Here is a 22,770-nt window from a genome sequence, read left to right as displayed (position 1 = left end):
CCATCTGAATCAGATTCAGAAATTGTTTTGAAATATCTATTATATTGTGGTTTGGCTGAATTACTCAGCTACAGCGATAGCTTCCACTTCGCAGAGTACGTTCTTCGGAAGCTGTTTTACAGCGACGCAGGAGCGGGCCGGTTTGCTTGTGAAGTATTTCTCATACACAGCGTTGAATGCAGCGAAATCTGCCATATCAGCAAGGAAGCATGTAGTCTTGATAACATTGTCAAATGTAAGTCCGGCTTCTTCAAGAATTGCTCCTACGTTCTTGCAGGACTGCTCTGCCTGTGTTTCGATTTTATCGCCTGCAACTTCACCTGTAGCCGGGTCTACCGGAATCTGACCAGATGCAAATAAGAAGTTTCCTGTCATTTTTGCCTGAGAATATGGTCCGATTGCTGCTGGTGCTTTTTTTGTTTCAAGTGTTTTCATGAGTGAATTCCTCCCGTACGATTTAGTGTGATTGATTGATTGTCTGTATCTGTATCCATATCTTACCACCAAAAAAATATTTAGTCAACGGCAAAAAAATTGTCACATAAGAAATTCCTCTTTTATTAATGAAAGAAAAGATGAAAAATACTGACGATAATCTGATCAGTGGAAGCTCTTGAGCCAGTTTACCAGAGAATCATGCCAGATATTATCATATACTGTTTTCTTCATCTGGTCTGTAACAAGGCCGTTACCTGCCATTTTGGCAAGGATTGCCTGCTGTAATTCATCTACAGTCATGTCTTCCGGGGATTTATTCATATCTACAATTACTGTCTTTTCCTTTTCAGCAGCGGCTTCCGTATTTTCCGGAAAACTGTTTTCTGCTGATATGGCTGAAGTATCGGCAGTTTTTTCAGGCTGAATATCTTCTGCTTTTGCTGCTGCGGTTTTTTCTGTTGCGGTTATTGTTTTCTGTGCAGGAGACTCAGTCTGTGTGGAAGTTGTTTCTTCTGTTTCTTCCTGTACTTTTTCGATATCTGCAATTTCTGTTTTTACCGGTATATATTCTGGCATTTCACCCGCCGGAACCCAGATTTCACCGCTGTTTGCGGCTACTGTTACATTGATACGTCCATCCTGAACAGGTACTTTACGGCCTGTGAGGGTTCCGATATATTCTGCGCAGTTTCCTGCCGGAAGGCTCATATCTGCTGCATTATCATCGTTATTTACGGTAACGATCACACGTATTCCGTCAAGGTCACGGGCAAATGCAAACTGGCGGTTGGTAAGCTGAAGTTCAGCGTAGCTTCCGTAGCTTAATGCAGGTGTATGCTGTCGTATCTTTCCAAGAGCTGCGATCAGGGCTGTACATGGATTCTTCTGTACTGCATCTGCATAGTCTTTGATATCCAGAGCCGGTCTGAGGCTGTCATCGGAGAATTTCTCTTTCTTTCCTTCAATACCGAACTCAGAACCGTAATAGATACTTGGTACACCCGGAAGTGTATAGAGTAAGACATGAACAGGTGCAAAATGTGCTTTATTTGAAAGCTTGGTATAAATACGTTCTACATCATGGTTGTCCACAAAGTTGTAGAGATCAAGATTTCCCATATTCTGGAGATATTTTACAGTATGTGCGATCTCGAAATAGTTATGATCGTTATGTCCGCTGTAGAGTGCTTTATGCAGGGCATAGTTTGTTACACTGTGGAGCGTTTCTCCATTTACCCATCTGCTGTAATCGCCATGGATCACTTCGCCCATAAGCCAGAAATCTTCCTTTACTTCTGCTGCTGTACGGCGCATGGCACGCATGAAATCAAAATCAAGGACATCTGCCGCATCCAGACGGATTCCATCTACATCAAATTCTGATACCCAGAAACGGATCACATCACAGATGTAATTCTGTACTTCCGGGTTTCTTTGGTTTAATTTTACCAGAAGGTTGTATCCACCCCAGTTTTCGTAGGAGAAGCCGTCATTGTATTCCGTATTCCCTCCGAAGTTCACATTGCAGTACCAGTTGAGATATCTGGAATGTTCGCGGTTTTGCTGAATATCTTTAAATGCAAAGAAATCACGGCCTGTGTGATTGAATACACCATCGAAAATAACTTTGATCTCTTTTTCATGACAGGCTGCCACGAAGTTTTTAAGGTCTTCGTTGGTTCCGAGACGGGAATCCAGCTTTTTGTAATCTGTGGTTTCATAGCCATGTCCTACACTCTCGAATAAAGGTCCGATGTATAATGCTGTACATCCGATTTCTCTGATGTGGTCGATCCATGGAAGTAATGTGTTCAGACGGGAAACAGGAGCACTGTAGTCATTGTGCTTCGGCGCACCGGTTAAACCCAGTGGATAGATGTGATAGAAAATTGCCTCATTATACCAGCTCATAAATGACACCTCTGTTTTTAAATTTATAATTTCAATTTTATGGGGATTTTTTACCCTGATATCATACAGGAAAGAAAATAATTAGATAAACTGTATTAAAGTTGAAATTATATTCATACGATTCTTATAATAACAGATTTTTCAGACAGAATCCAGTTTTTTTTCAATTTTGGCTTGTATATCTCAGGATAGTGATGTATGAACAGTAACTTAAAATTTACTCTACAAAAAAATCTACTTAAGGTATATAATATTGCTGTAAATAATCTGGATATGCATAGAAATAGAAAGAAACAAACATAGATAAGCAAGGAGAATATAAACTATGAGACATATAGATGAAATTCAGATTGCCGGAACTGCAATCCTGCTTTGTGGCGCGATGTTTGCGGTTTCTGCTGTGGCACCTACCGGTAATACAGTGTCAAAAGCTGTTACAAACTTTACGGAAGCTCCGGAAACTGCTGCTGAGGCTCAGGCACAGGCAGAAGCTCAGGCTGAGGAGGATGGATTTACCATTTATACTCAGGAAAGTAACTATGATTCTGATTATGACAACAGTTATAATGATACTTCTTACAATGACTCTTCTTACAATACTGATACGACGCAGGACGGTTCTCTGGATGATACAGGGCAGGAGAATGATAATACAGATACAGGAGATGGATCTTCTGATGATGGAAGCAGTGATCAGACATCGTCTGACGATACAGGGGATGATTCTTCCGATCAGATTGATTATCCCAGCGATGACAATTCCGGTGACAGCACAGATGGTTCTCTGGATAACTCTGATACATGGGAAGACAATGGAGAGGAAGTTCAGCAGATAGAGTATTAATCAATCTGACGCAGGACTTCACGCTAAAGCATTTTTCAAACCCGCTCCAAGATAGACTGGATTATTTGTATTATTTTACGAAATTACTATAATTATGTTTTTGTTTCTCAATAAATGGTATAATCAAACTGTTATTAACATTCAGGAGGCTTTTTATGAAGAAACAAAACAGGTTACTATCACTAATTCTATCTCTGTTCCTTCTGCTGTTTACCTTAGTTCCGCAATCAGCACTGACGGTAAAAGCTGAAGGCAACAGTGAGATGGCAGTTCATTTTATTGACGTTGGACAGGGAAATGCCATCTTAGTACAGTCCGGAGGACAAAATCTTTTGTACGATGGCGGGGATCAGAGCCATGCTGATCTGATCATCTCCTACTTACAGGAACAGAATGTGGAAAACATTGACTATATGATCGCTTCTCACTATGATGAAGATCATATCGGCGGTCTTGTTCCATGTATAGACAATTTCTCTGTAAGTAATATATTCGGACCAGACTATGTACATACTTCAAATTTATTCAATAATTTTATGAATACTGCCACTGCAAATGCAATTATCGTACAGTATCCTTCTGTAGGTGAAACATTTGATTTTGGCACCGGAAGTTTCACTGTTCTTGCACCGAATGGTATCAGCCAGAACAGTAATGATAACTCTCTTGTAATCAAACTTGAAAATGGTTCAAATAGCTTTATTTTTACCGGAGATGCAGAGGAAACCAGTGAACAGGATATGATCAGTACTGGTATGAACCTTGACTGCGATGTTCTTTCTGTTGGTCATCATGGGTCTGCAAGTTCAACTACCTGGGATTTCCTTGAGGCGACTTCTCCATCTTACGCAGTCATAAGCTGCGGAATCAATAATCAGTATAATCATCCGTCAGCAGATACAATGGGACGTTTATCAGATATGGGAATCCCTGTATTCCGAACAGATAAACAGGGTACGATCATTGCAGTCTCCGATGGAACAAATATTTCCTGGTCACAGGAGCCATGCAATGATTATTCTTCCGGAGACTCCTCTGTAAATGCTTCTGCAGGTGGCACTGGTGGAAACTCCTGGCAAGAAGAAACTACCACTTCTAATCCGGTACCTGAACAGGAAGAATCCAACAATGCAGATGTAGGAACAATGGTATGGATCCCTGCAACCGGCGAAAAATATCACAGCATTCCCAACTGTGGAAGAATGAACCCGGATACAGCCAGACAGGTATCCAGATCAGAAGCCGAGGCTATGGGATACGGACCTTGCAGTAAATGTTACTGATAAACAAAAACAGCCGCATTTGCGGCTGTTTTGTTAAAATCCTTCCTGTCTGCGTACTTTCCAGAGTTTTGCACGTTTCTGTGCAGCTTCATTCTCTATCTGCTGAGTAACTCCCTCAATGATAAGTCCCGGTACTTCCACAGGATGCTGATGTTCATCTGTTCCAACCATAATAAAATATGCACGGTTGATCATGGTTCTGGTTCCATCAAGGGCTTCACAGTAAGTATCAATACGGACTTCCATGGAAGAACGTCCCACATGCGTAAGCCGTCCGATGAGAACGATGGTATCGTTCACTCTGGCTCCGGCCTTGAAATACATATTGTCTACTGCAACAGTTACCACATTCATTTCCGCATGACGCTTGGCAACAATACCTGCTGTTTCATCAATCCATGCAAGCAGCTGTCCGCCAAACAGATAACCTGCGGCATTCAGACACTTTGGCATTAATAAATGAGACTGCTCTGTTAAGGAGTCCTCAACTCGTTTCATTTTTCTTTCTGACATTTCTTTTCTCACTTCCCCTTTATCATGCTTTCTGTTGGCTATTATAGCACGTTCCATGATTTTGTGTTATATTTTTCATAATTTTCCTTCTGTATAATTTTAAAGCGCTATCACTTTAATATGATTGTATGAAAAAAAATACAATCTTTATCTTGCCTTTCCCATCACTTTACTGTACAATGTTTAAATAGGTACAAATACAAATGTTCGCCATAGTAAAACACTGATCGCAAGGATGCATCTGCAATTCACTGTATCAGTGTTTTTTAATAAAATTCACTATAATATGCATTATTTACGAGTATTGCTATAAGTGAATTTGCGAGTATTGCTGTAGATAAATAACGGGGAAATGAGGAATGATATTATGGAAAAACATGAAATGATGAGTCTGGAAGATTCCGGACAGCTTCGTGACAAAATGAGATTCTTTGAACAGGAACTGCTCAAGAATCATCATATCGATCCAAATCTGTATGTAGAATATAATGTAAAAAGAGGTCTTCGTGACTCCGCAGGTAAAGGTGTCCTGACAGGTCTTACAGAGATTTCTGATGTTAATGGTTATAATCTGATCAACGGCAGACAGATTCCGGCTGATGGACGTTTATACTATCAGGGAATCAATGTACAGGATATCATCAGTGGTCTGAACGGAAGACGTTTTGGATTTGAAGAAACAGTTTATCTTCTGATCTTTGGTAAGCTTCCAAGTAAAGAGGAACTTTCCAGATTTCTGGATATGATGGCTGACATGGAAGATCTTGGCGGTCGTTTTGTACGCGATGTTGTTATGAAAGGAACCAATGCCAACATTATGAATGCTATGCAGCGCTGTGTTCTGGCTCTTTATACATATGACGACAATCCGGAAGATATTTCTCCTGAGAATGTACTTCGCCAGTCACTGGAACTGATTGCAAAGCTTCCTGAAATTGCCGTATATTCTTACCATGCATATCGTCATTTTCGTAAAGATGAGACCCTATTCATCCGTAATCCACAGAAAGGACTTTCCCTTGCAGAAAATATTCTTCTTATGCTTCGTCCGGATGGTAAATATACAGAACTGGAGGCTAAGGTTCTGGATATCGCACTGATTCTTCATGCTGAGCATGGTGGTGGTAATAACTCCACTTTCACAACTCACGTGGTAACTTCTTCAGGTACAGATACCTACTCTTCCACTGCTGCATCCATCGGATCTCTGAAGGGACCGCGTCATGGTGGTGCGAACCTGAAAGTTCAGAACATGTTTGCAAATCTGAAAGCTCATGTAGAACACTGGGACAACGAAGATGAGATTGTTGATTATCTCAAGAAGGTACTAAATAAGGAAGCATTTGATCATGCCGGGCTGATTTATGGCATGGGACATGCCGTTTATACTCTCTCCGATCCTCGTGAAGTAATCCTGAAACGTTTTGCTCAGGCACTGGCTGAAGAGAAAGGAATGACCGAGGAATTCAAACTTTATGACCGTGTGGAGGGTATTGCAGGTAAGCTGATCATGGAACATAGAAAACTGTTTAAGAATGTCTGCGCAAATGTGGACTTCTACAGTGGATTTGTATACAGCATGCTTGGTATTCCGGAAGAATTATTTACTCCGATCTTTGCTATTGCACGTATGCCGGGCTGGAGTGCTCACCGCTTGGAAGAACTGATCAATGCAAATAAGATTATTCGTCCTGCTTACAAATATGTAGGACATCATACAGATTTTGTTGCTTTTGACGAAAGGTAAACAGATGAAACTTATTACTGGCTGCGGTTCATTCCGCAGCCGTTTTATTATGTCACTAAAGTGAGCTTCCCGCAGGAAGAGAATCCTGCGCTACTGTCCACTGGTAATATCCTTTCTCGTAAAAATATAATTTGCATTTGTTGTATGAGGTCTGTATAATCAAAATAAATCCGAAAAAGGAGGTATTCTCTATGGCAAAAGAACAGATTGCGGTTGCAGAACTGGTTTTAAATATGATCCTTGGAAAGACAGGCGGTACACGGGTAGATTATTTCCCACAGAAACCGGATTTTCCGTTTGATGCAGTTTATGAGCAGGCATTTGCACGTGCCACACCGGAGAGTCAAGGAATCTCCTCTGATCTGTTTGCTGCCCTTCTTCGGGAACTGGATGCTTCCAAAGATACGGAAATGCATCATTTTATGGCACTGCGTCATGGCAAGGTAATCTGTGAATGTAATTTTGCACCATACCCTAAAGGAATGTGGCATATTACACATTCCATGTGCAAGAGCATCACAGGTATGGCAATCGGCATGTTGATCGAAGAGGAAAAATTAAAACTCGATGAAAATATTTATGACATTTTTCCGGATCATATAAATGCCTTTTCAAAGATTTTCCGCCCTGCGATCACAGTAGAGAATCTGCTGACCATGACAAGCGGCGTAACTTTTAATGAATCAGGTATCGTGTCCGGAAATGATTGGCTTGGAAGTTTTCTGAATGCATCTGTCAATGGAAAACCCGGAACAGAGTTTCAATATAACAGTCTGAATACTTATGTTCTTTCTGCAATCGTGACGAAACGTACAGGAGAAACCCTGACCGAATATCTGACTCCGAGACTGTTTGGTCCTCTTGGTATCACGAAATATTATTGGGAAACCTGTCCGAAAGGAATTACAAAAGGTGGCTGGGGACTGTTTCTCTGTGCAGAAGACATGGCAAAACTTGGCCAGCTGTATCTTCAGAGGGGAAAATGGAATGGTCAGCAGCTGGTGTCTGAATATTGGATAGAAATATCTACGGCACGACATCTGAAAACTCAGAATGACACCTATGGATATGGATATCAGCTATGGATGGAACAGCGCCCGGGAAGCTTTGAATATAATGGAATGCTGGGACAGAATGTTATTATTTATCCGGATATGGATATGGTTCTTGTCACAAATGCCGGAAATAAAGAAATGTTTCAGGACTGTATCATGCTGAATATCATTCGGAAATATTTCCCTGTTAATTATCATCCCGCCGATGTTCTACCTGAGAATCCACTCTCCTATAGTCTTCTGAAACGGTTGTGCGGAGAACTGGAAAATGGAGAAAATAATAACAGAAGTACTTCTCTGCGCGGGGGATGGAAAAGAAATGTAGTTTCCAGAAGGAAGCATTCAGATAAAAAATACAGCTACCGTATTTCAGCAGCCGTTGATCGCCCATCTGATCATCACAGTTTTATGCGGGCTGTAAGCGGCAGAACTTATGTTATGGAACAGCAGAATATTGGAATTGCGCCGTTGTTTGTGCAGGTATTCCACAATAATATGACAGATGGTATTTCTGAAATTTCTTTTACTTATGATGCGGGAAACTTTTACGTTTCTTTTACCGAAGGTGAGGTGATCCATAAACTTCCTGTTGGATTTGGAAGGGCTGCGGATGGATGTGTTGATCTTCATGGAGAACATTACCTTGTAGCTACACTGGGAGAATTTGCAAGGGATGAAAACGACATCCCAGTATTAAAGCTGGAGATTACTTTTATCGAAGAATGTGTGAAACGAAAGGCGCACATTTTCTTTCATGAAGATGATGAAATTGAGATCAGATGGAACGAAACACCCGGTAAAAAAATGATCCTGGCAGGACTGAGTTCTATTACTGAAGAACTGTCAGGAAACTTCCTGTATAATTCGCTTCTGGGAGATCATAATATTACGACAGAACTGCTGCACCGGCTTATGAAACAGACGATTGAGCCTGTTGTAAGGGGATATCTGAAGAGTCCGAAAGAAACAAACAGTATTGATACAGATGAGTGAATATAATAAAGTCTCATATACAAAAATGCATTTCTCACTAAACGATTCAGATGAGAAATGCATTTTGCATTTTACAGGTTGATTTTATTTATGGTATGAATTATTCACGAGGATTGCTATAGTTCTGTTTAGTCCTGTTTTACATTAAAGGCTTTCATTCCCGGATATACTGCGCTTGCGCCGAGCTCTTCTTCGATACGGAGAAGCTGGTTGTATTTTGCAACACGTTCGGATCTGCTGGGAGCTCCAGTCTTAATCTGGCAGGTGTTCAGTGCTACTGCAAGGTCTGCGATTGTTGTATCTGCTGTCTCGCCGGAACGATGAGAAGAAATTGCGGTGTAGCCTGCTTTGTGGGCCATTTTGATTGCTTCCAGTGTTTCGGATACGGAACCGATCTGGTTTAATTTGATCAGGATTGCATTACCTGCGCCAAGGCTGATACCTTTTGCAAGTCTCTCTGTATTTGTAACAAACAGGTCATCACCGACAAGCTGTACTTTGTCGCCAAGTCTGGCTGTAAGTTTCTGCCATCCTTCCCAGTCTTCTTCATCCAGACCGTCTTCGATGGAGATAATCGGATATTTCTCACATAATTTAGCCCAGTGTTCGATAAGTTCTTCAGATGTATATTCTGTGCCTGCTTTTGGAAGTTTGTAGTATCCTTTTCCTTTTTCACTCTTCCATTCGGAGGAAGCAGCATCCATGGCAATCCTGAAGTCTTTGCCTGGTTCATATCCGGCTTTCTTCACTGCCTCGAGGATTGTCTCGATTGCTTCTTCATCGGATTTCAGTGCAGGTGCGAAACCACCTTCGTCACCTACTGATGTGGCAAGTCCGCGCTCTTTCAAAATAGAAGCAAGCGCGTGGAATACTTCTGCACACCATCTTAAGCATTCTTTGAAGGAAGGTGCCCCAACTGGCATGATCATGAATTCCTGCACATCCAGACCGGATGATAATGCATGGCATCCGCCGTTTACGATGTTCATCATCGGTACAGGGAGACGGTTTCCGGATACTCCGCCAAGGAAACGATACAACGGAATTTCAAGAGAAGCTGCCGCTGCTCTGCAGCATGCGATAGATACTGCAAGGATTGCATTTGCTCCAAGTTTGGATTTGTCCTTTGTTCCGTCTGCTGCAATCATAGCTGCATCTACTGCATAGATATCGCCTGCATCAAGACCTTCAATTGCTTCGTTGATTGTTGTGTTGATGTTCTCTACTGCTTTCTGTACGCCTTTTCCAAGATAGCGAGCTTTATCTCCATCTCTCAGTTCCAGAGCTTCGAATTCTCCTGTAGATGCACCGCTTGGAGCAGTTCCTCTTGCAACAGTGCCGTCCATCAGATATACTTCAGCTTCTACTGTCGGGTTTCCTCTGGAATCCAGAATTTCTCTTCCAATTACTTTCTCAATTTCTAAGTACATGATAAATCCCCTTTCTGGTTTTGCATTTGGACTCCTGGTACACCGCAACTGGGATGTACCGGGTGGATCATATCTGAGGTACGGCTTTCAGCATAGCCGTGAGTTCAGCAAGCACAGATGCGATCCATTGTTCCGAAGGTTTCAGCAGGTCTTCGGATGGAGTTCAAATGATTAATTCACGCTAGAGTTTGTTGTATCTAACTCTATTAGTTAGTATATTCTAACTTTAATAAAAATGCAAGAGGATAATCGGGAGGATATTGAGAAAGTATTTCAGAATTGGTAGAGGGTTATTATATTTTATTTTTTAGCAAAAGTAGCCATAAAAAAGCTTCAATTACTTACATATATTGCAATTAACTGAAGCTTATAATATCTTATTTCTCATCAAATCTTATTTATGAGGACATACTGCATAAGTAATAGTGTTTTTGTACACGGCATTTGCTAAATAGCCACATTTTTTACAACGTTGACAAGTATATACTTTTACAGTACAGCCACCGGATCCATTACTTTTATGTGCACTAACTGTTCCATCAACCATACTATGTGTGCATATTGCATATGGAGAATAATCATTTTTTAAAGGTATCTGAGTTCCATCTTCAGCGGTAAATACTTTATCACTTTCTGAAAAATCAATAAATGCAGTCATATCTGAATCGTTAAATAAAAGCTGTTCGGGTTCAAAATCCAATACAACATCTTCAAAACTCATATCAGATGACTGAACTGGACTGTACGCCAACACCGTCCCGGCTCCAGCCACAATTGTCAGTGCTGACACTGCCACCATAATACCTCTCTGCAACAACCCTTTTCTCTTTTCTTTCATCATGTAGTTGATCCTCCTTTTTATTGTTTTAAAATCTTTTCCTTCTTTATCTTTTTTATGTCCGGAAAGATTATTTTTCCATACAACCGGACGTATGTCCGAAGTTGAGGCTTCTAACACCAGCAGTTTGGCGTAGTCTTTGCGTTTTTCTTTTGGACAGCCTTCTACCGCCGCGCTGTCACTGACTATTTCTGCTGTATCGATGTAAAGGAGAAGTAAAAGATATGCCACAGGGTTCATCCAGTGTACACACAGGACAAGGAGACATAACAGTTTTACTAAATTGTCATGATTCTTTAGATGGGCACCTTCATGTTTATATACCATGACAAAATCAGGATGCAGAGGGAAACTCTCCGGAATCACAATCTTCTGACGAAAAAAGCCGATGGTACATGGTCCATAAGTATCATCCGGAATCAGATAATAGGTAAGATTGTTTTCCGAATCTTCTTCTTTTTCAAAAATGAAATTCTTGATAGAATGTGCACTTCTCCAGTATTTGATGATTTCATAAACCGCAAAGATAACAATTCCACTAAGCCAGAGCTTAGACACAATATCAAACCATTGCGGCATCCATATGTATTCTCCCTTTCGCTCAGTCCAGAAAGATAAGGAGTTGGATAAGTACAGTTGAGCTTCTTCGTTAAAAAGAGCCTCTGGATAGACTTCTTCAGGTATCAGATATTTTATCAACTGTATCGGCACAAGATAAAAGAATATGCCTGTCAGTAGCAATCTTCTTCCAAGAATGTAATTATAATTTTCACACTGAATCACATATAAAAGCAAACAGATCACAACAGGAATACTTCCTGAAATGGACATACAGACTAACAGTTCCATTTAAAACATCACATCATTTCTTCTTAATGTATTCTAATAAGAATTCTTTCTCTTCCTCTGTAAGTTTCTTATCAGAGATTAGAGCGCTGACAAGGGTTTTCATATCAGAGACTGTATATCCTGATACGGATGGTTTGGAAATCTGTGTAGATTTGACAGTTTCCGTCTCGCCCTTTTCTTTAGCAAATTTGTTTAATTTATCATACAGATAACTGTTTCTCAGTCCAAGGATAAACATAGTTCCCGGATAAAGTAAAGATACTGTTGCAGCACCGATCATATATAAGGTAAATTTATGTGTATCGTCTACAGGAGGTTTGCTCATAAAATTGATAAAGAAGCAAATACCGGAACATAAGGTAAATAAAATCCAGCAGACAAGTTCTATTTTTCTTTTCATTCTTTCATCTCCTGATTAATCAGGCAGATAGAGTCATTTGTCTCACCTGATTCGGTTAAGTAATTGTAAATTTCTGTCACTTCTTAACTACAAATAGTCTACCATGTTTTGTACAAATTAAGCAACTGATTTTTGGGAATTTTTCAGACTTTTTAACGCCATTATTCGAGATTTGTCGAGAGATCAATTTGTTGGTACAGAGAAAGCCAGGCAAAAACTGCAGTATAATCTGCAAAGTTTCTGCCTGTTTTTTTAATAGGTTTATGATTTAATGATATTTACTGAACATGCTCATTATTTATGAAGAAATGAAAACAGACCTTTCTTTTTTTCATAAGGTTCTGAACTGATACCTTTTACTTCGTATCCTGTTGCGCTGATGGCTGTTTTTAGCTTTGCTTCGTCTACAGGTTTCTCTGAAATGATCACAGTTTCCCCTTTGCTGTGGGAAGAAGTAACTTTATCTACCTGAAAGACTTTTCTCACTGCATCGTTTACGTGAGATTCGCACATTCCGCACATCATACCGTCTACTTTTACAGTTGTTTTAATCATATTGTTGTCCTCCATTTTTACGTTATAAGTTAGAAATAGCCAGAGCATATGATTTTTTCTCTTACAATAATTTTATGCCAATGCCTGGGCAAGAGCTTTCTGAATTGCTCCAAGGATTCCCTCTGAGGAATAAGTGGCACCGCTTGCAGCATCAATTCCGTCTGCTGACTGATTTCCCATAATCTGAGGATAAATAGTTTCCCATGCATAATCAAAGTACTCAGGTGAATCACTGTTACTCTGTTCAATGGATGCAATCTGACCGCCCTGAATCGTTACGGTTACATTTACTCTTCCACTGTATCCGTAGCTTGAGCCTGTATAAGTTCCGTCAATATATGGTCCTGTAGGTTCCGGCGTAGGCTCCGGAGTCTCTTCCGGTGTTGGTGTGGGAGCCGGTGTTTCCTCTGGTGTTGGAGTAACTTCTGGAATCGGAGTTTCTTCCGGTGTCGGGGTTGGGGTTGCCTCAGGAATTGGCGTAACTGTTACTTCTGGTGTTGGAGTTGGTGTCACTTTTGTGGTGTCTTTTTCTGCCTGTTTCAGAATATCTTTCATTGCGTTTATGATACCCTTTGAAGAGTAGGTTGCACCACTGACAGTATCAATGCCATCGACAGACTGATTCTGAATGATCTCATTTTCCAGGATATCCCATGCTTTCTTAAAGAACATAGGCGTATCTGTATGCTCTGCTTCCAGAGACTTGATCATACCTTTTTTAATCTTAGCTGTCAACGTAATTGTCCCACTGTATCCTTTACCGGTTCCTGTATAGGTTCCGTCTTTGTAAATCTGTTCGTCTCCCGGCTTCGGTGTTGGAGAAGGTTTCTTTGTCGGTTTCGGTGATGGAGTGGGAGTTGGCGTAACAACTGCCTGGTTTCCTGATGGAATTGCCTGTGACAATGCATTCTGAACCGCAGTAATAATTCCGTTTGAAGAATAAGTGGCACCACTGACTGCATCTACGTTCGGAGACTGGCTTGCAAGAATTTTGCTGATCACACCCTGTGCATTTGCAAAATAGGAGGCTGTTTCACTTGATGCATCTACAATATTGATAGCTGCAATTTTATGGTCAGTGACAGTTACCTGAACAGTGATCGTTCCTCCGAAACCGGTTCCGGAGCCTGTATAGGTACCGTCTGCATATCCACCAGCAGGAACTTCTGTAGTTGGTGTGACTGTGCTTCCTGCACCACCCCCTGCTGTACCTCCATTTGCAGAGGAACCTGTAGATGAATTTTTCTTTGTTCCTGTTTTAATCTTACTTGTTTTTTTTGTCTTTTTTGATGTTTTTGAAATTGATGTTCCATTGGTTTCAGAAGAGTCTTCTGAATCAAAATCCTTACCTGCAGTTCCTTGTGAAATCAATTCTTTAATCTCATCAGTAGACATAACATTATTATTGGAAACCGATGTAGTCTCCACAGGACTTTTATCTGCCTGATAACAGGTTACACAGACTGCTGCAAAAACTGCTGCCGCAGGAATAAGCTTTAACCATGGACGGAAACTGTCCTGTTTGGGTTTCATTTCCGGAGTCTTATTATTTTTCTGCTCATTATTTTTGTCCATAAATTCCTCCTTCTTCAATAGTTTCAGGAAATCATATTCTGGTGATTACTGTAATAACTGTATAAAGGTTTACAGTTGAAAAGAAATCCTGCCCTTTCTGTGGGATACAGGATTTCTTTTCTCTTGTCTGCGAATCCGATTGCAAATGTTCACCTGACTTCAGTCCGGTCAGATTATTTTACAGTTACTTTAACTGTTTTGGTTACACCATTGCATGTTACTGTGATTTTGGCAGTACCCTTTTTAATACCCTTAATTGTACCATTGGATGATACTGTAGCAATTTTCTTGTTGCCGGATTTGTATGTAACTTTTCCTGACGGAGCTGCTTTTGCTGTGATCTTAGTTGTTTTGCCGACTTTTACAGATGCAGATGTTTTGTTCAGTGTAAGAGTTGGATTTTTAACTGTTACTTTGCAGGTTACCTTTACATCTCCGCATTTAGCTGTGATGACTGCGGTACCTTTTGCCTTTGCAGTAACCTTACCGGTTGTTTTGTTTACGGCTGCAACTTTCGGGTTACTGGAAGTAAATGTAACTTTTGGTGCATCTGCTCCTGTTACAGTTGCCTTCAGTGTAGTTGTTTTTCCTTTGTAAACAGTGGCTGTTTTCTTGTTGAGAGTTACTGTTACCTTAGTATCTGCTTTAACAAGAGCCTCTACTGCTGCGTTCAGATGAGTTGTAGCTTCATCAACCTCTGCCTGAGTTGGCTTTTCTTTTGCAAGAAGATCCTTTGCTTCCTGAAGCTCTAACTGCATTGCCTTCCAGGAATCTGCTGTGTAATCTGCTTCTTTTAAGGCTTCTGCTTTTTCTACTGCTGCTTTTAATGCTGTTGTATCTGCTTCTCCTGCTTCCGGTTTTACGATGTTTGCATCTGTTGCATTAACTTCAAATACAGTATCTGCATATCCCATTGCATATACGGTGATTTTCCATTTGCCGGTTCCATCTGTTCCTTTTGGAAGCTGGCAGCGGTAGGAATCTGTCAGACCAAGCTGGATTCCCATTGCCTTGTGCATCCAGTTATCTGCTGCAAATTTTGTTCCGTAAGATGCCAGAACTTTATTACCATTTCCGTAGTAATCCCATTTTACAGCATACATTTTAGCACCAAGAGCACCATATCCGTCACCTGTAATATCTACTCTTAAGAATTCGCCGTAACTTCCACTTGCTTCTTTTACTGTTGCGGTAACATTAGATGCTGTCTGGAGTGCCTGATCTTTAAGTCCGGAACCTGTACCGTTTGTTCTGGCCTTGAATGTGAATGTTCCATCGGAACCTTTTACAGCTTCTTTTAAGCCGTTTGTTTCAGCGGTAACATCCGCAACTGCACTATAGGACTGCAAATTGTTTTCTCCAAATCCTCCGGCAATTGTGCTTCCGTCTTCCACAATCTTGAACTGGGATTTGAAGGCTTCATAATCTTCTGCCTTTACTGCGACAGGCACATATTTCAGACCTACAACGCTGTAATGGTCGAATTCTGCAACGCTTCCGTCAGCTTTTGTGATCTGTCCTCGCTCAGGCTGATTCAGCTTTACAGTTGTTCCGTCCGTAAGAACTGCATCATTAGCTGAGGTCCAGTAGGAAATCTCATAAGAACCGCCGTTTTTGTCATACATGATTGCTTCACACTGGTAGCTTCCTCTGTGCAGGCCATGGTTTACAGTAGCTCTGGTTACTGTGTCGAAACCGCCTTTGTCAAGTTCATCATGGCTGTCTTTTGTTCCATTGGAAGCTGTGTTTGCAGCATTATAAACTCCCTCAGATGCCCAGTACTGTGCCCATGTCAGACCTGCATAGACATATTTGTAGCCTGTTTCTGCTGTTGCAGCGAATTCATCTTCTGCTGCTGCCTGATCGTCAACAAAAGGTGTTTCCTCATCGCCTGCAAAAGCATCAGCGGTGTCATCTGCTGCATCAAACTCATCTGTCTGTGCCTCAGTCTCCACAGCAGTATCAGATGTAAAATCCGCAGCCATAACCGGTAATCCTGAAACCATCATTGCTGCACTTAAAATTGCAGGAGCTGCCATTTTGATTAAATTTCCCTTGCGCATACCTTTAAATCCTCCTGAATATGAGTTAATAAATAGTTACTGTTCACACACCACTATCCCGCGAGGTGTTTTGGCATGAATATGCCAAAATCCCGAGACATACAAGCCAAAATTCCATTGCCGCAGGCAATCTGGAATGAATTTTGGCTATGTTACTGTGAACGGAGTGAACAGTAACAATAAATATATTTCCAAACTGTCCGGAAAACTGAAATTTTTGACAGTTCAGAGATCTTTATATAAGATAAACCTATTCACCGATGGAATAAGTATCTTTCAGTAATTGAAATCTTTCTTTCATGCCTTCCGTCATCCAGACATGATCAGAATCATCTACGAACAGACCGTCTGCATTGTATTTCTTCAAAAGTTCTTCTGCCTTTTCTTTTCCCAGTACAAAGCATGCAGTGGAAAGTCCGTCTGCATTCAGGCCGTCATCACACACAACCGTCACAGATGTGAGACCGCTTCTTGCAGGATATCCTGTAGCCGGATCCAGTATATGATGATATCGAACACCATCTTCTATAAAGTATTTTTCGTAATCTCCGGAAGTAGATAAAAATTCAGTACCGTTCAGAGTAACTACTCCAAGGTAATCACCTTCTGTGTCCCGCGGATCAGTGACAGCTACCTGCCAGGCTGAGCCGTCGGGTTTGCTTCCATAGCTCATAACACTGCTGCCGCCCAGATTCAGGATCATGCCTGATACATTCTTATCTGCATCAAGAACTTTCTTTGCTGCATCACAGCCAATTCCCTTACCTGCAGCCCCCAGATCAAGAGTTACTCCCTTTGGCATGGTAACTTTATTTCCATCCAGAGTCACCTTACCATATCCTACATTTTCAAGCATGGAATTTAATTCATCATCTGAAGGAATGTGTGGGTCCTCTCCGTCAATGTCCCACAGGCGGATCACTCTTCCCATAGTAGGATCCATGGCTCCGCCAGAAGCTTTCGACAAATCCAGTACCTGTTTTAAACAGGTGGCAGTTTCATCAGATACCGTTGTTGTATTCCCGGCATTTTGATTGATCTGGTATATCTGAGAACTTTCTTTTGTCCAGGAGATCCAGTTCTCTTCTACATCTTTTAATGCAGAGATTACGTCTGCTGTGATGTCCTCACCTGTTGTGTAAAGAGTCTCTGATACTACGGTGTCCATAGCAAAGTCTGTTTTGGTGTATGTGTTTATTTCAGAGTTTCCCCATACAGTCCGGGATGCGCATAAAAGGGAGGCTGTAATAAAAAGTCCCAGTACAAAAGAGTGTCTGTTTGTCATATATTTTCTGATTCCTTATCCTCTTATTGTTGTTTCCAACTAACTCTATAGACTATATCACTGTATGGATAGTATGTCTACCAATATAGTTAGTTCTTACTAATCAAATTTTCTCAATAAGTTAGCAGTTGCTATTTTTTATCAATAACAGTGCCTGTATGAATATTTTTCCTTGGGCAGACTGCAGTGCAGGCGTGACAGCAGATGCATTCCCCTGAATGTGCAGTATCGCCGTCAATATCCAGATGTGCCGGACATCTCTTCTTACAGAGAGTACACTTTGATGCACAGTTTGGACGATTTCGTTTGAAAAGTGCTCCCGGAATAATCGGCATGATTGCAAATACTGCTCCCATGGGACAGAGAAACTGGCAGAAGAAACGCTCCTGTGTACACATTCCGGCCATGATCAGGATCAGCAGAACTATTCCCACAATGTAGGTAGATTTCGGCAGTCTGCCTGTTGTAAGCATGGAGAATACATCCCATGGACTCATCCCCTGTAATTTAGAATAGAATCCTGTCATGCAGGAAAGAAGCAAGAACGCAAGGAGTACATATTTTACTTTCTGCAATCTGTGTACCCATTCCTCCGGATATCCATGTTTTTTCTTTTTTCCAAAGCATTTCGCACGGATAAACGCGGTAAGCTCATACAGAGCATCTCCCAGTGAGCCAAACGCACAGGCATAACCGCAGAAATGACGTCCGAACAAAATAGTAATGATCAACAGTAATGCCGTAATATCCAGAAAAGAGTTCCAGGTTACGCTCTGCTGTCCTCCGATTGCAAGAAAGATGGATTTGATTCCTGCAAATGCCGTAGAAAAAAGGGAGGGCGCTGCTATAAAAAATATAAGCTGTATGGCGGCACGGATCAGCCGTACCTTTCGTTGTTTCTTTTTCATGCGTTTTCCGCCTTTGATAATGCGTCATTTACTGCTTCTAAGATACCGGTAGAACTGAAAGTTGCTCCGGAAATGGTGTCAACATCTGTGCTCTGCTCGCTGATGATGCTGTTTATGACATTCTCGCCCTGTGACAGATAAGCACTGTCCTCACCCGGCGCACTGACTACACTGACTGCTGTAATGGTATCATCTTCCAGAGTCACCTGAACAGTGATCGTTCCACCGTATCCGGTTCCTGAACCTTCGAAGGTGCCATTTTTATATACATTGTCAGAATCATCGGTTTCTTCAGAATCTGCCTGATCTGCATTTTCTTTATCCTCTGCAGAATCCTTTTCAGATTTATTATCAGCTTCCGAAGATACATCAGAAGAAGCATTACTTTCTGCTGCTGTTTTCTGTTCCTCATAAGTTTCCTTTAATGCTGTAAGGATCTGGTCCTGCTGTTTCTCCAGGCTCTCTGTTTTTGCAGTCAGGTCTGCAATATCCTGAGCCTGTTCCTTATCTTTTACTGTTCCGTTATAGAAAAATACCGCCATGATGATCAGCAAAAGTGCGATCAGACGCAGATAAAAGTTTTGATTATTCACGTTGTTTCCTCTCCTTCATTTTATTTTTGCCGGATATGATATCTGTTTTTAAATGAAGCAAAACTTAATCATAACTAACTTTAAAAGTGTATCATTTTCGTATACAAAAATCTATATATAACAGATTCTGCTAATGTTGTTTTTTTCTCATTAAGATGACCCCGGAACAAAATCCGAGGTCATTTATTGTGTGAATTATTTACCTGTTATCGTTTATTTTACTTTTACTGTAAATACCTTCTTAACACCATTGCAGGTTACTGTGATTTTGGCAGTACCTTTTTTCTTTCCTTTTACAACGCCTTTGGAGCTTACTGTTGCAATCTTGGTGTTGCTGGATTTGTAAGTAATCTTTCCGGATGGAGTTGCCTTTGCGGAAATCTTTGTTGTTTTTCCAACTTTTACAGTTGCTGAAGATTTGGTAAGTTTCAGGGATGGATTTTTAACTGTTATCTTGCAGGTTACTTTGTATTCTCCGCAGGATGCTGTGATCACTGCTGTTCCTTTTGCCTTGGCAGTTACAACACCTTTGCTGTTTACAGCAGCCACTTTTGTGTTGCTGGACTTCCATGTGATTTTATCTGTAAGGTTTGTTGTAACTTTGAGAGTAGTTTTTGTGCTGCCTTTTGTATAAAGAGTCTTGGAAGAAGTATTTAATTCAAATGTGTTTTCTGCTTCTTTGTAAGTAAAAGTAAGATTATTCTTATATCCCACAGCAGTTATTTCGAAAACAGTTGTGTCTGTCACCTGAAGATCTGTGAGATCAAGAGTTCCATCTTCTTTTACAATGATTTTGCTTCCTCTTCCTGTTGCGGCATATTCTGTATCATCAACTTTTACTTTGCTGATGCTCTTAATGTATGCAGAGAACTCTTCTGCTGTAATGCCTTTTGCTGCAACCAGTTTTGTCTCGTTACTGTCATAAGAAGCCGGCATTTTGTCTGTATTTACTGTAAATTCAGTTACAATGGCTGCATATTTTCCGCTGGCATCTGCAATTTCAACCTTATGTGTTCCCAATGCAAGAGCTCCAACTGCAAGTTTTCCGTCTGTGCAGGAAACCGCTGTTCCGTCTACAGTATACTGTGCCTTGAAGTCTGCCGGCAGAGCCTGGTCAAAGGTAACTGCTGCAGATGAGTCTGTATTCATAATATCTGCCACTGTTGCCTTGATTCCTGTAGTTGTCTGCACCTTTACATCCGGAACATCAAAAGTGATCATGCCTTTATCTGTGTAATAAGTAACGCTGTCAATTGTTTTTCCCATGATTGATTTATAATGCGCAGAAGAAACAGGGCATCCGTGAACTTCTGTTGTATATCCTGTACCCCAGGCAAGCATACTTCCACGCCAGATATTCTCCAGATGACGCAGGCCATAGTTGGTTCCGTCTGTAGTATTTACAGTTACACCATAGATTTTATCTGTGTTTGTATCAATTACTGCTGCAAAAGCCTCATTGTTAAGATCAAGCTCATAATCACCGTATTTTGTTTCTGTTTTTAATGTAGCATCAATAGTAACGTTTTTTGTCTGGGCACCTTTCATTGCTGAGAAAGAATAGCTGCCATCTGCATTTACAGTAAGTTCTTTGTAATAAGACGGTGTTTCGCTTAAAATGTAATAAGAATAAGAGGCATTTTCAATCAGGGAATCTTTTCCTGTATAGGTGTTGCTGCTTGTCTGTCCTCTGTTTGTCACTGTGATCGTTACAGAGTCGGAATCTGTGACCTGCTTCTGGTCTTTCAAAAGGGAAAGATCACTGACCTTTACAGGGAAAGTAACACCTGTTACATCGGTTCCATTGGGGTCTACGTGATAAGCGGAATTTCCGTTCATCATACCTGCTGTTCTTGATTTATTAAGAGTTGCAGATGTGAAAGCATCAACTTTTACATCATTATTTTTCAGTTCTGCCTTGTAGAAATCATCGTATGGAATATTCATAAGCACATAAGCTTCGCCCTGCTGTGCTTCTGCAGCAAAAGCATCCTGGACATCTTCGGTGGTAAATTCTTCCTGCGCATCCTCGGCGGCAAACTCTTCGGAAACAGAGAAATCTGTGCTGTCTGTAAGTACCTCACTGTCTGTGAAATCAGATGCCAGAACTGCATATGGCATGCTGGTCATAGCAACTGCGGCACTCATTACAACAGGTGCTATTTTTTTCATAAGTTTTTTGTTTGTCATGTTTTTCTCCTCTTCTAAAATTTTTTTGCGGAATCACTCTTACCAGAGGGTTAATCAACTTATTAACCAAAGGGATTTTACTTTTACCAAAAGGGTGTGACTTCTGCCAAAGATATTCATATAGGATTGCTATAGGTAAGCTGTCGGCAGTAATCATGTGAATTAGTCACTACTAACTTATGAAATAGTAACATGTCTGTCTGAAAAAATCCACACTTTTTTACCGGGGATATTCGTCATTTTTTCTCAATAAATGCTTTCAGTAAAAATCAGTATTAGTTACATCTAACTTGTGGTTGCGGGAATATTTTTTCTATGTTAAAATGTCTGAAGAATTCTGATAATTCCATTTTGGATTTTTTGAGAGGAGAAAATAGATTTATGAAGCAAAAAACAGCCTGCCTTGGGCTTTTTTCAGCTGTGGCGATTATTTTGGGATATGTGGAATCACTGGTGCCGGTTTTTGCGGGGATTCCGGGGATTAAACTTGGACTTGCCAATCTGGGAGTACTTTTTATTTTGAAGAAATATTCATTTAGGGAGGCTGCCCTGGTTTCTGTTGTCCGCATTCTGGTGATCGGATTTATGTTCGGAAATCTGTTCAGTATCCTGTACAGTCTGGCAGGGGCCGCGCTTAGTATGACAGTTATGACACTTATGCTGAAAAAAACCTCCTTCAGTCTGATCGGTGTCAGCGTTGCAGGAGGTGTTTCCCATAATATCGGTCAGTTGATCATTGCCATGCTGATCGTACAAAATGCAAGTGTGTTTGTATACGCACCGGCACTTCTGGTGGCAGGTGTTGCTGCCGGGGTAGTAATCGGCGGACTTACTAACGAGATTTTGAAAAGAGTTCATCTATAACTTTAAAAGCATCAGTTATCTGAATTTATAATCTTTCAGATAACTGATGCTTTTTTCAATCTTCTTCTATATGTTCCCGTCCCTGGTTGATGATCGTGCGGACATGATCATCTGCCAGAGAATAGAAAATAGATTTTCCCTCTCTGCGGCTCTTTACCAGTTTATTCTGTTTCAGAATACGAAGCTGATGAGAAATCGCAGACTGAGTCATATTCAATGCTTTAGCGAGATCGCAGACACATACCTCTGCCTCAAACAAAACAAACAAAATGCGTATTCTGGTAGAGTCTCCGAAAACCTTGAATAATTCGGCCAGATCATAAAGTTCTGTTTCTTCCGGCAGGGTTTCATCTACAATTTTAAGCAGATCTTCATGTATTTCATTACTCTCACATAATTCTTCTTTGCATACTTCCATTTTCTTACCTGTTACCTT

19 protein-coding genes are annotated in these 22,770 nt (G+C 40.8%); 5 read left to right on the top strand and 14 right to left on the bottom strand.

The genetic code is table 11. The features are described from left to right. Window positions 1-60: 60 nt before the first annotated feature. Window positions 61-435, bottom strand: a complete 375-nt coding sequence (locus tag ACESZG_RS05070; RefSeq protein ID WP_008703111.1) for a RidA family protein — start codon at window positions 433-435, stop codon at window positions 61-63. A gap of 165 nt (window positions 436-600) precedes the next feature. Beyond that, window positions 601-2,349 (bottom strand): alpha-amylase family glycosyl hydrolase, encoded by a 1,749-nt coding sequence (locus ACESZG_RS05065; protein WP_368211168.1) that lies wholly within the window; start codon window positions 2,347-2,349, stop codon window positions 601-603. A gap of 325 nt (window positions 2,350-2,674) precedes the next feature. Here ACESZG_RS05065 and ACESZG_RS05060 point away from each other — a divergent pair, with 325 nt between their 5' ends. Then, window positions 2,675-3,193: a hypothetical protein gene (locus ACESZG_RS05060; RefSeq protein ID WP_118610720.1), complete on the top strand. Its 519-nt coding sequence runs from the start codon at window positions 2,675-2,677 to the stop codon at window positions 3,191-3,193. A gap of 155 nt (window positions 3,194-3,348) precedes the next feature. Continuing rightward, window positions 3,349-4,476, top strand: a complete 1,128-nt coding sequence (locus tag ACESZG_RS05055; protein WP_368211169.1) for a ComEC/Rec2 family competence protein — start codon at window positions 3,349-3,351, stop codon at window positions 4,474-4,476. Window positions 4,477-4,509: 33 nt separating this feature from the next. Here the strand turns inward: ACESZG_RS05055 and ACESZG_RS05050 are convergent, their stop codons facing one another. Continuing rightward, the gene (locus ACESZG_RS05050; RefSeq protein WP_025577026.1) at window positions 4,510-4,989 is read right to left on the bottom strand and encodes an acyl-CoA thioesterase; all 480 of its coding nucleotides are present in this window, start codon (window positions 4,987-4,989) and stop codon (window positions 4,510-4,512) included. Between the two features lie 367 nt (window positions 4,990-5,356). Between ACESZG_RS05050 and ACESZG_RS05045 the strand changes: the two genes are divergently transcribed. Beyond that, window positions 5,357-6,736 carry a citrate/2-methylcitrate synthase gene (locus tag ACESZG_RS05045; RefSeq protein WP_368211170.1) on the top strand — a complete coding sequence of 460 codons (1,380 nt, stop codon included), beginning with the start codon at window positions 5,357-5,359 and terminating at the stop codon, window positions 6,734-6,736. Window positions 6,737-6,927: 191 nt separating this feature from the next. Beyond that, complete coding sequence (locus ACESZG_RS05040) at window positions 6,928-8,784, top strand: serine hydrolase domain-containing protein (RefSeq protein ID WP_368211171.1); 1,857 nt, start codon at window positions 6,928-6,930, stop codon at window positions 8,782-8,784. A gap of 128 nt (window positions 8,785-8,912) precedes the next feature. On the opposite strand, the gene eno is transcribed toward ACESZG_RS05040, so the two are convergent. From eno to ACESZG_RS04990, 10 genes are all read right to left on the bottom strand, one after another. Continuing rightward, window positions 8,913-10,214 carry a phosphopyruvate hydratase gene (gene eno, locus ACESZG_RS05035; RefSeq protein WP_173680795.1) on the bottom strand — a complete coding sequence of 434 codons (1,302 nt, stop codon included), beginning with the start codon at window positions 10,212-10,214 and terminating at the stop codon, window positions 8,913-8,915. A gap of 394 nt (window positions 10,215-10,608) precedes the next feature. Then, window positions 10,609-11,883: a M56 family metallopeptidase gene (locus ACESZG_RS05030; protein WP_373217730.1), complete on the bottom strand. Its 1,275-nt coding sequence runs from the start codon at window positions 11,881-11,883 to the stop codon at window positions 10,609-10,611. Window positions 11,884-11,914: 31 nt separating this feature from the next. After that, on the bottom strand, window positions 11,915-12,301 hold the full coding sequence (locus tag ACESZG_RS05025; protein ID WP_026648658.1) for a hypothetical protein: 387 nt from the start codon (window positions 12,299-12,301) through the stop codon (window positions 11,915-11,917). 294 nt (window positions 12,302-12,595) lie between these two features. Beyond that, the gene (locus ACESZG_RS05020; RefSeq protein WP_055059764.1) at window positions 12,596-12,856 is read right to left on the bottom strand and encodes a heavy-metal-associated domain-containing protein; all 261 of its coding nucleotides are present in this window, start codon (window positions 12,854-12,856) and stop codon (window positions 12,596-12,598) included. 72 nt (window positions 12,857-12,928) lie between these two features. After that, window positions 12,929-14,431 carry an FMN-binding protein gene (locus ACESZG_RS05015; RefSeq protein ID WP_368208130.1) on the bottom strand — a complete coding sequence of 501 codons (1,503 nt, stop codon included), beginning with the start codon at window positions 14,429-14,431 and terminating at the stop codon, window positions 12,929-12,931. 173 nt (window positions 14,432-14,604) lie between these two features. Next, a complete protein-coding gene (locus ACESZG_RS05010) occupies window positions 14,605-16,494 on the bottom strand; it encodes a penicillin-binding Tp47 domain C-containing protein (protein ID WP_173680798.1) in 1,890 nt (629 codons plus the stop codon). Between the two features lie 250 nt (window positions 16,495-16,744). Beyond that, window positions 16,745-17,779, bottom strand: a complete 1,035-nt coding sequence (locus tag ACESZG_RS05005; RefSeq protein ID WP_173680799.1) for an FAD:protein FMN transferase — start codon at window positions 17,777-17,779, stop codon at window positions 16,745-16,747. A 131-nt stretch (window positions 17,780-17,910) separates the two neighbouring features. Continuing rightward, window positions 17,911-18,687, bottom strand: a complete 777-nt coding sequence (locus tag ACESZG_RS05000; RefSeq protein ID WP_173680800.1) for a 4Fe-4S binding protein — start codon at window positions 18,685-18,687, stop codon at window positions 17,911-17,913. Then, entirely contained in the window at window positions 18,684-19,280 is a 597-nt protein-coding gene (locus ACESZG_RS04995; RefSeq protein WP_055052801.1) for an FMN-binding protein, read from the bottom strand. The genes ACESZG_RS05000 and ACESZG_RS04995 overlap by 4 nt, the downstream gene beginning before the upstream one ends. A gap of 213 nt (window positions 19,281-19,493) precedes the next feature. Continuing rightward, on the bottom strand, window positions 19,494-21,470 hold the full coding sequence (locus ACESZG_RS04990; RefSeq protein WP_173680801.1) for an Ig-like domain-containing protein: 1,977 nt from the start codon (window positions 21,468-21,470) through the stop codon (window positions 19,494-19,496). 381 nt (window positions 21,471-21,851) lie between these two features. On the opposite strand from ACESZG_RS04990, the gene ACESZG_RS04985 reads away from it, so the two are divergent. After that, window positions 21,852-22,334 (top strand): Gx transporter family protein, encoded by a 483-nt coding sequence (locus ACESZG_RS04985; RefSeq protein ID WP_008703072.1) that lies wholly within the window; start codon window positions 21,852-21,854, stop codon window positions 22,332-22,334. 55 nt (window positions 22,335-22,389) lie between these two features. Here the strand turns inward: ACESZG_RS04985 and ACESZG_RS04980 are convergent, their stop codons facing one another. After that, window positions 22,390-22,752, bottom strand: a complete 363-nt coding sequence (locus ACESZG_RS04980) for a metalloregulator ArsR/SmtB family transcription factor (RefSeq protein WP_008703071.1) — start codon at window positions 22,750-22,752, stop codon at window positions 22,390-22,392. Window positions 22,753-22,770: the final 18 nt, after the last annotated feature.

This window comes from Blautia sp. Marseille-P2398 (assembly GCF_964240315.1).
Lineage (GTDB): Bacteria > Bacillota > Clostridia > Lachnospirales > Lachnospiraceae > Blautia_A > Blautia_A wexlerae.
Note: the sequence above shows the minus strand (reverse complement) of the source record. Positions and strands in the feature narration are given on the sequence as shown.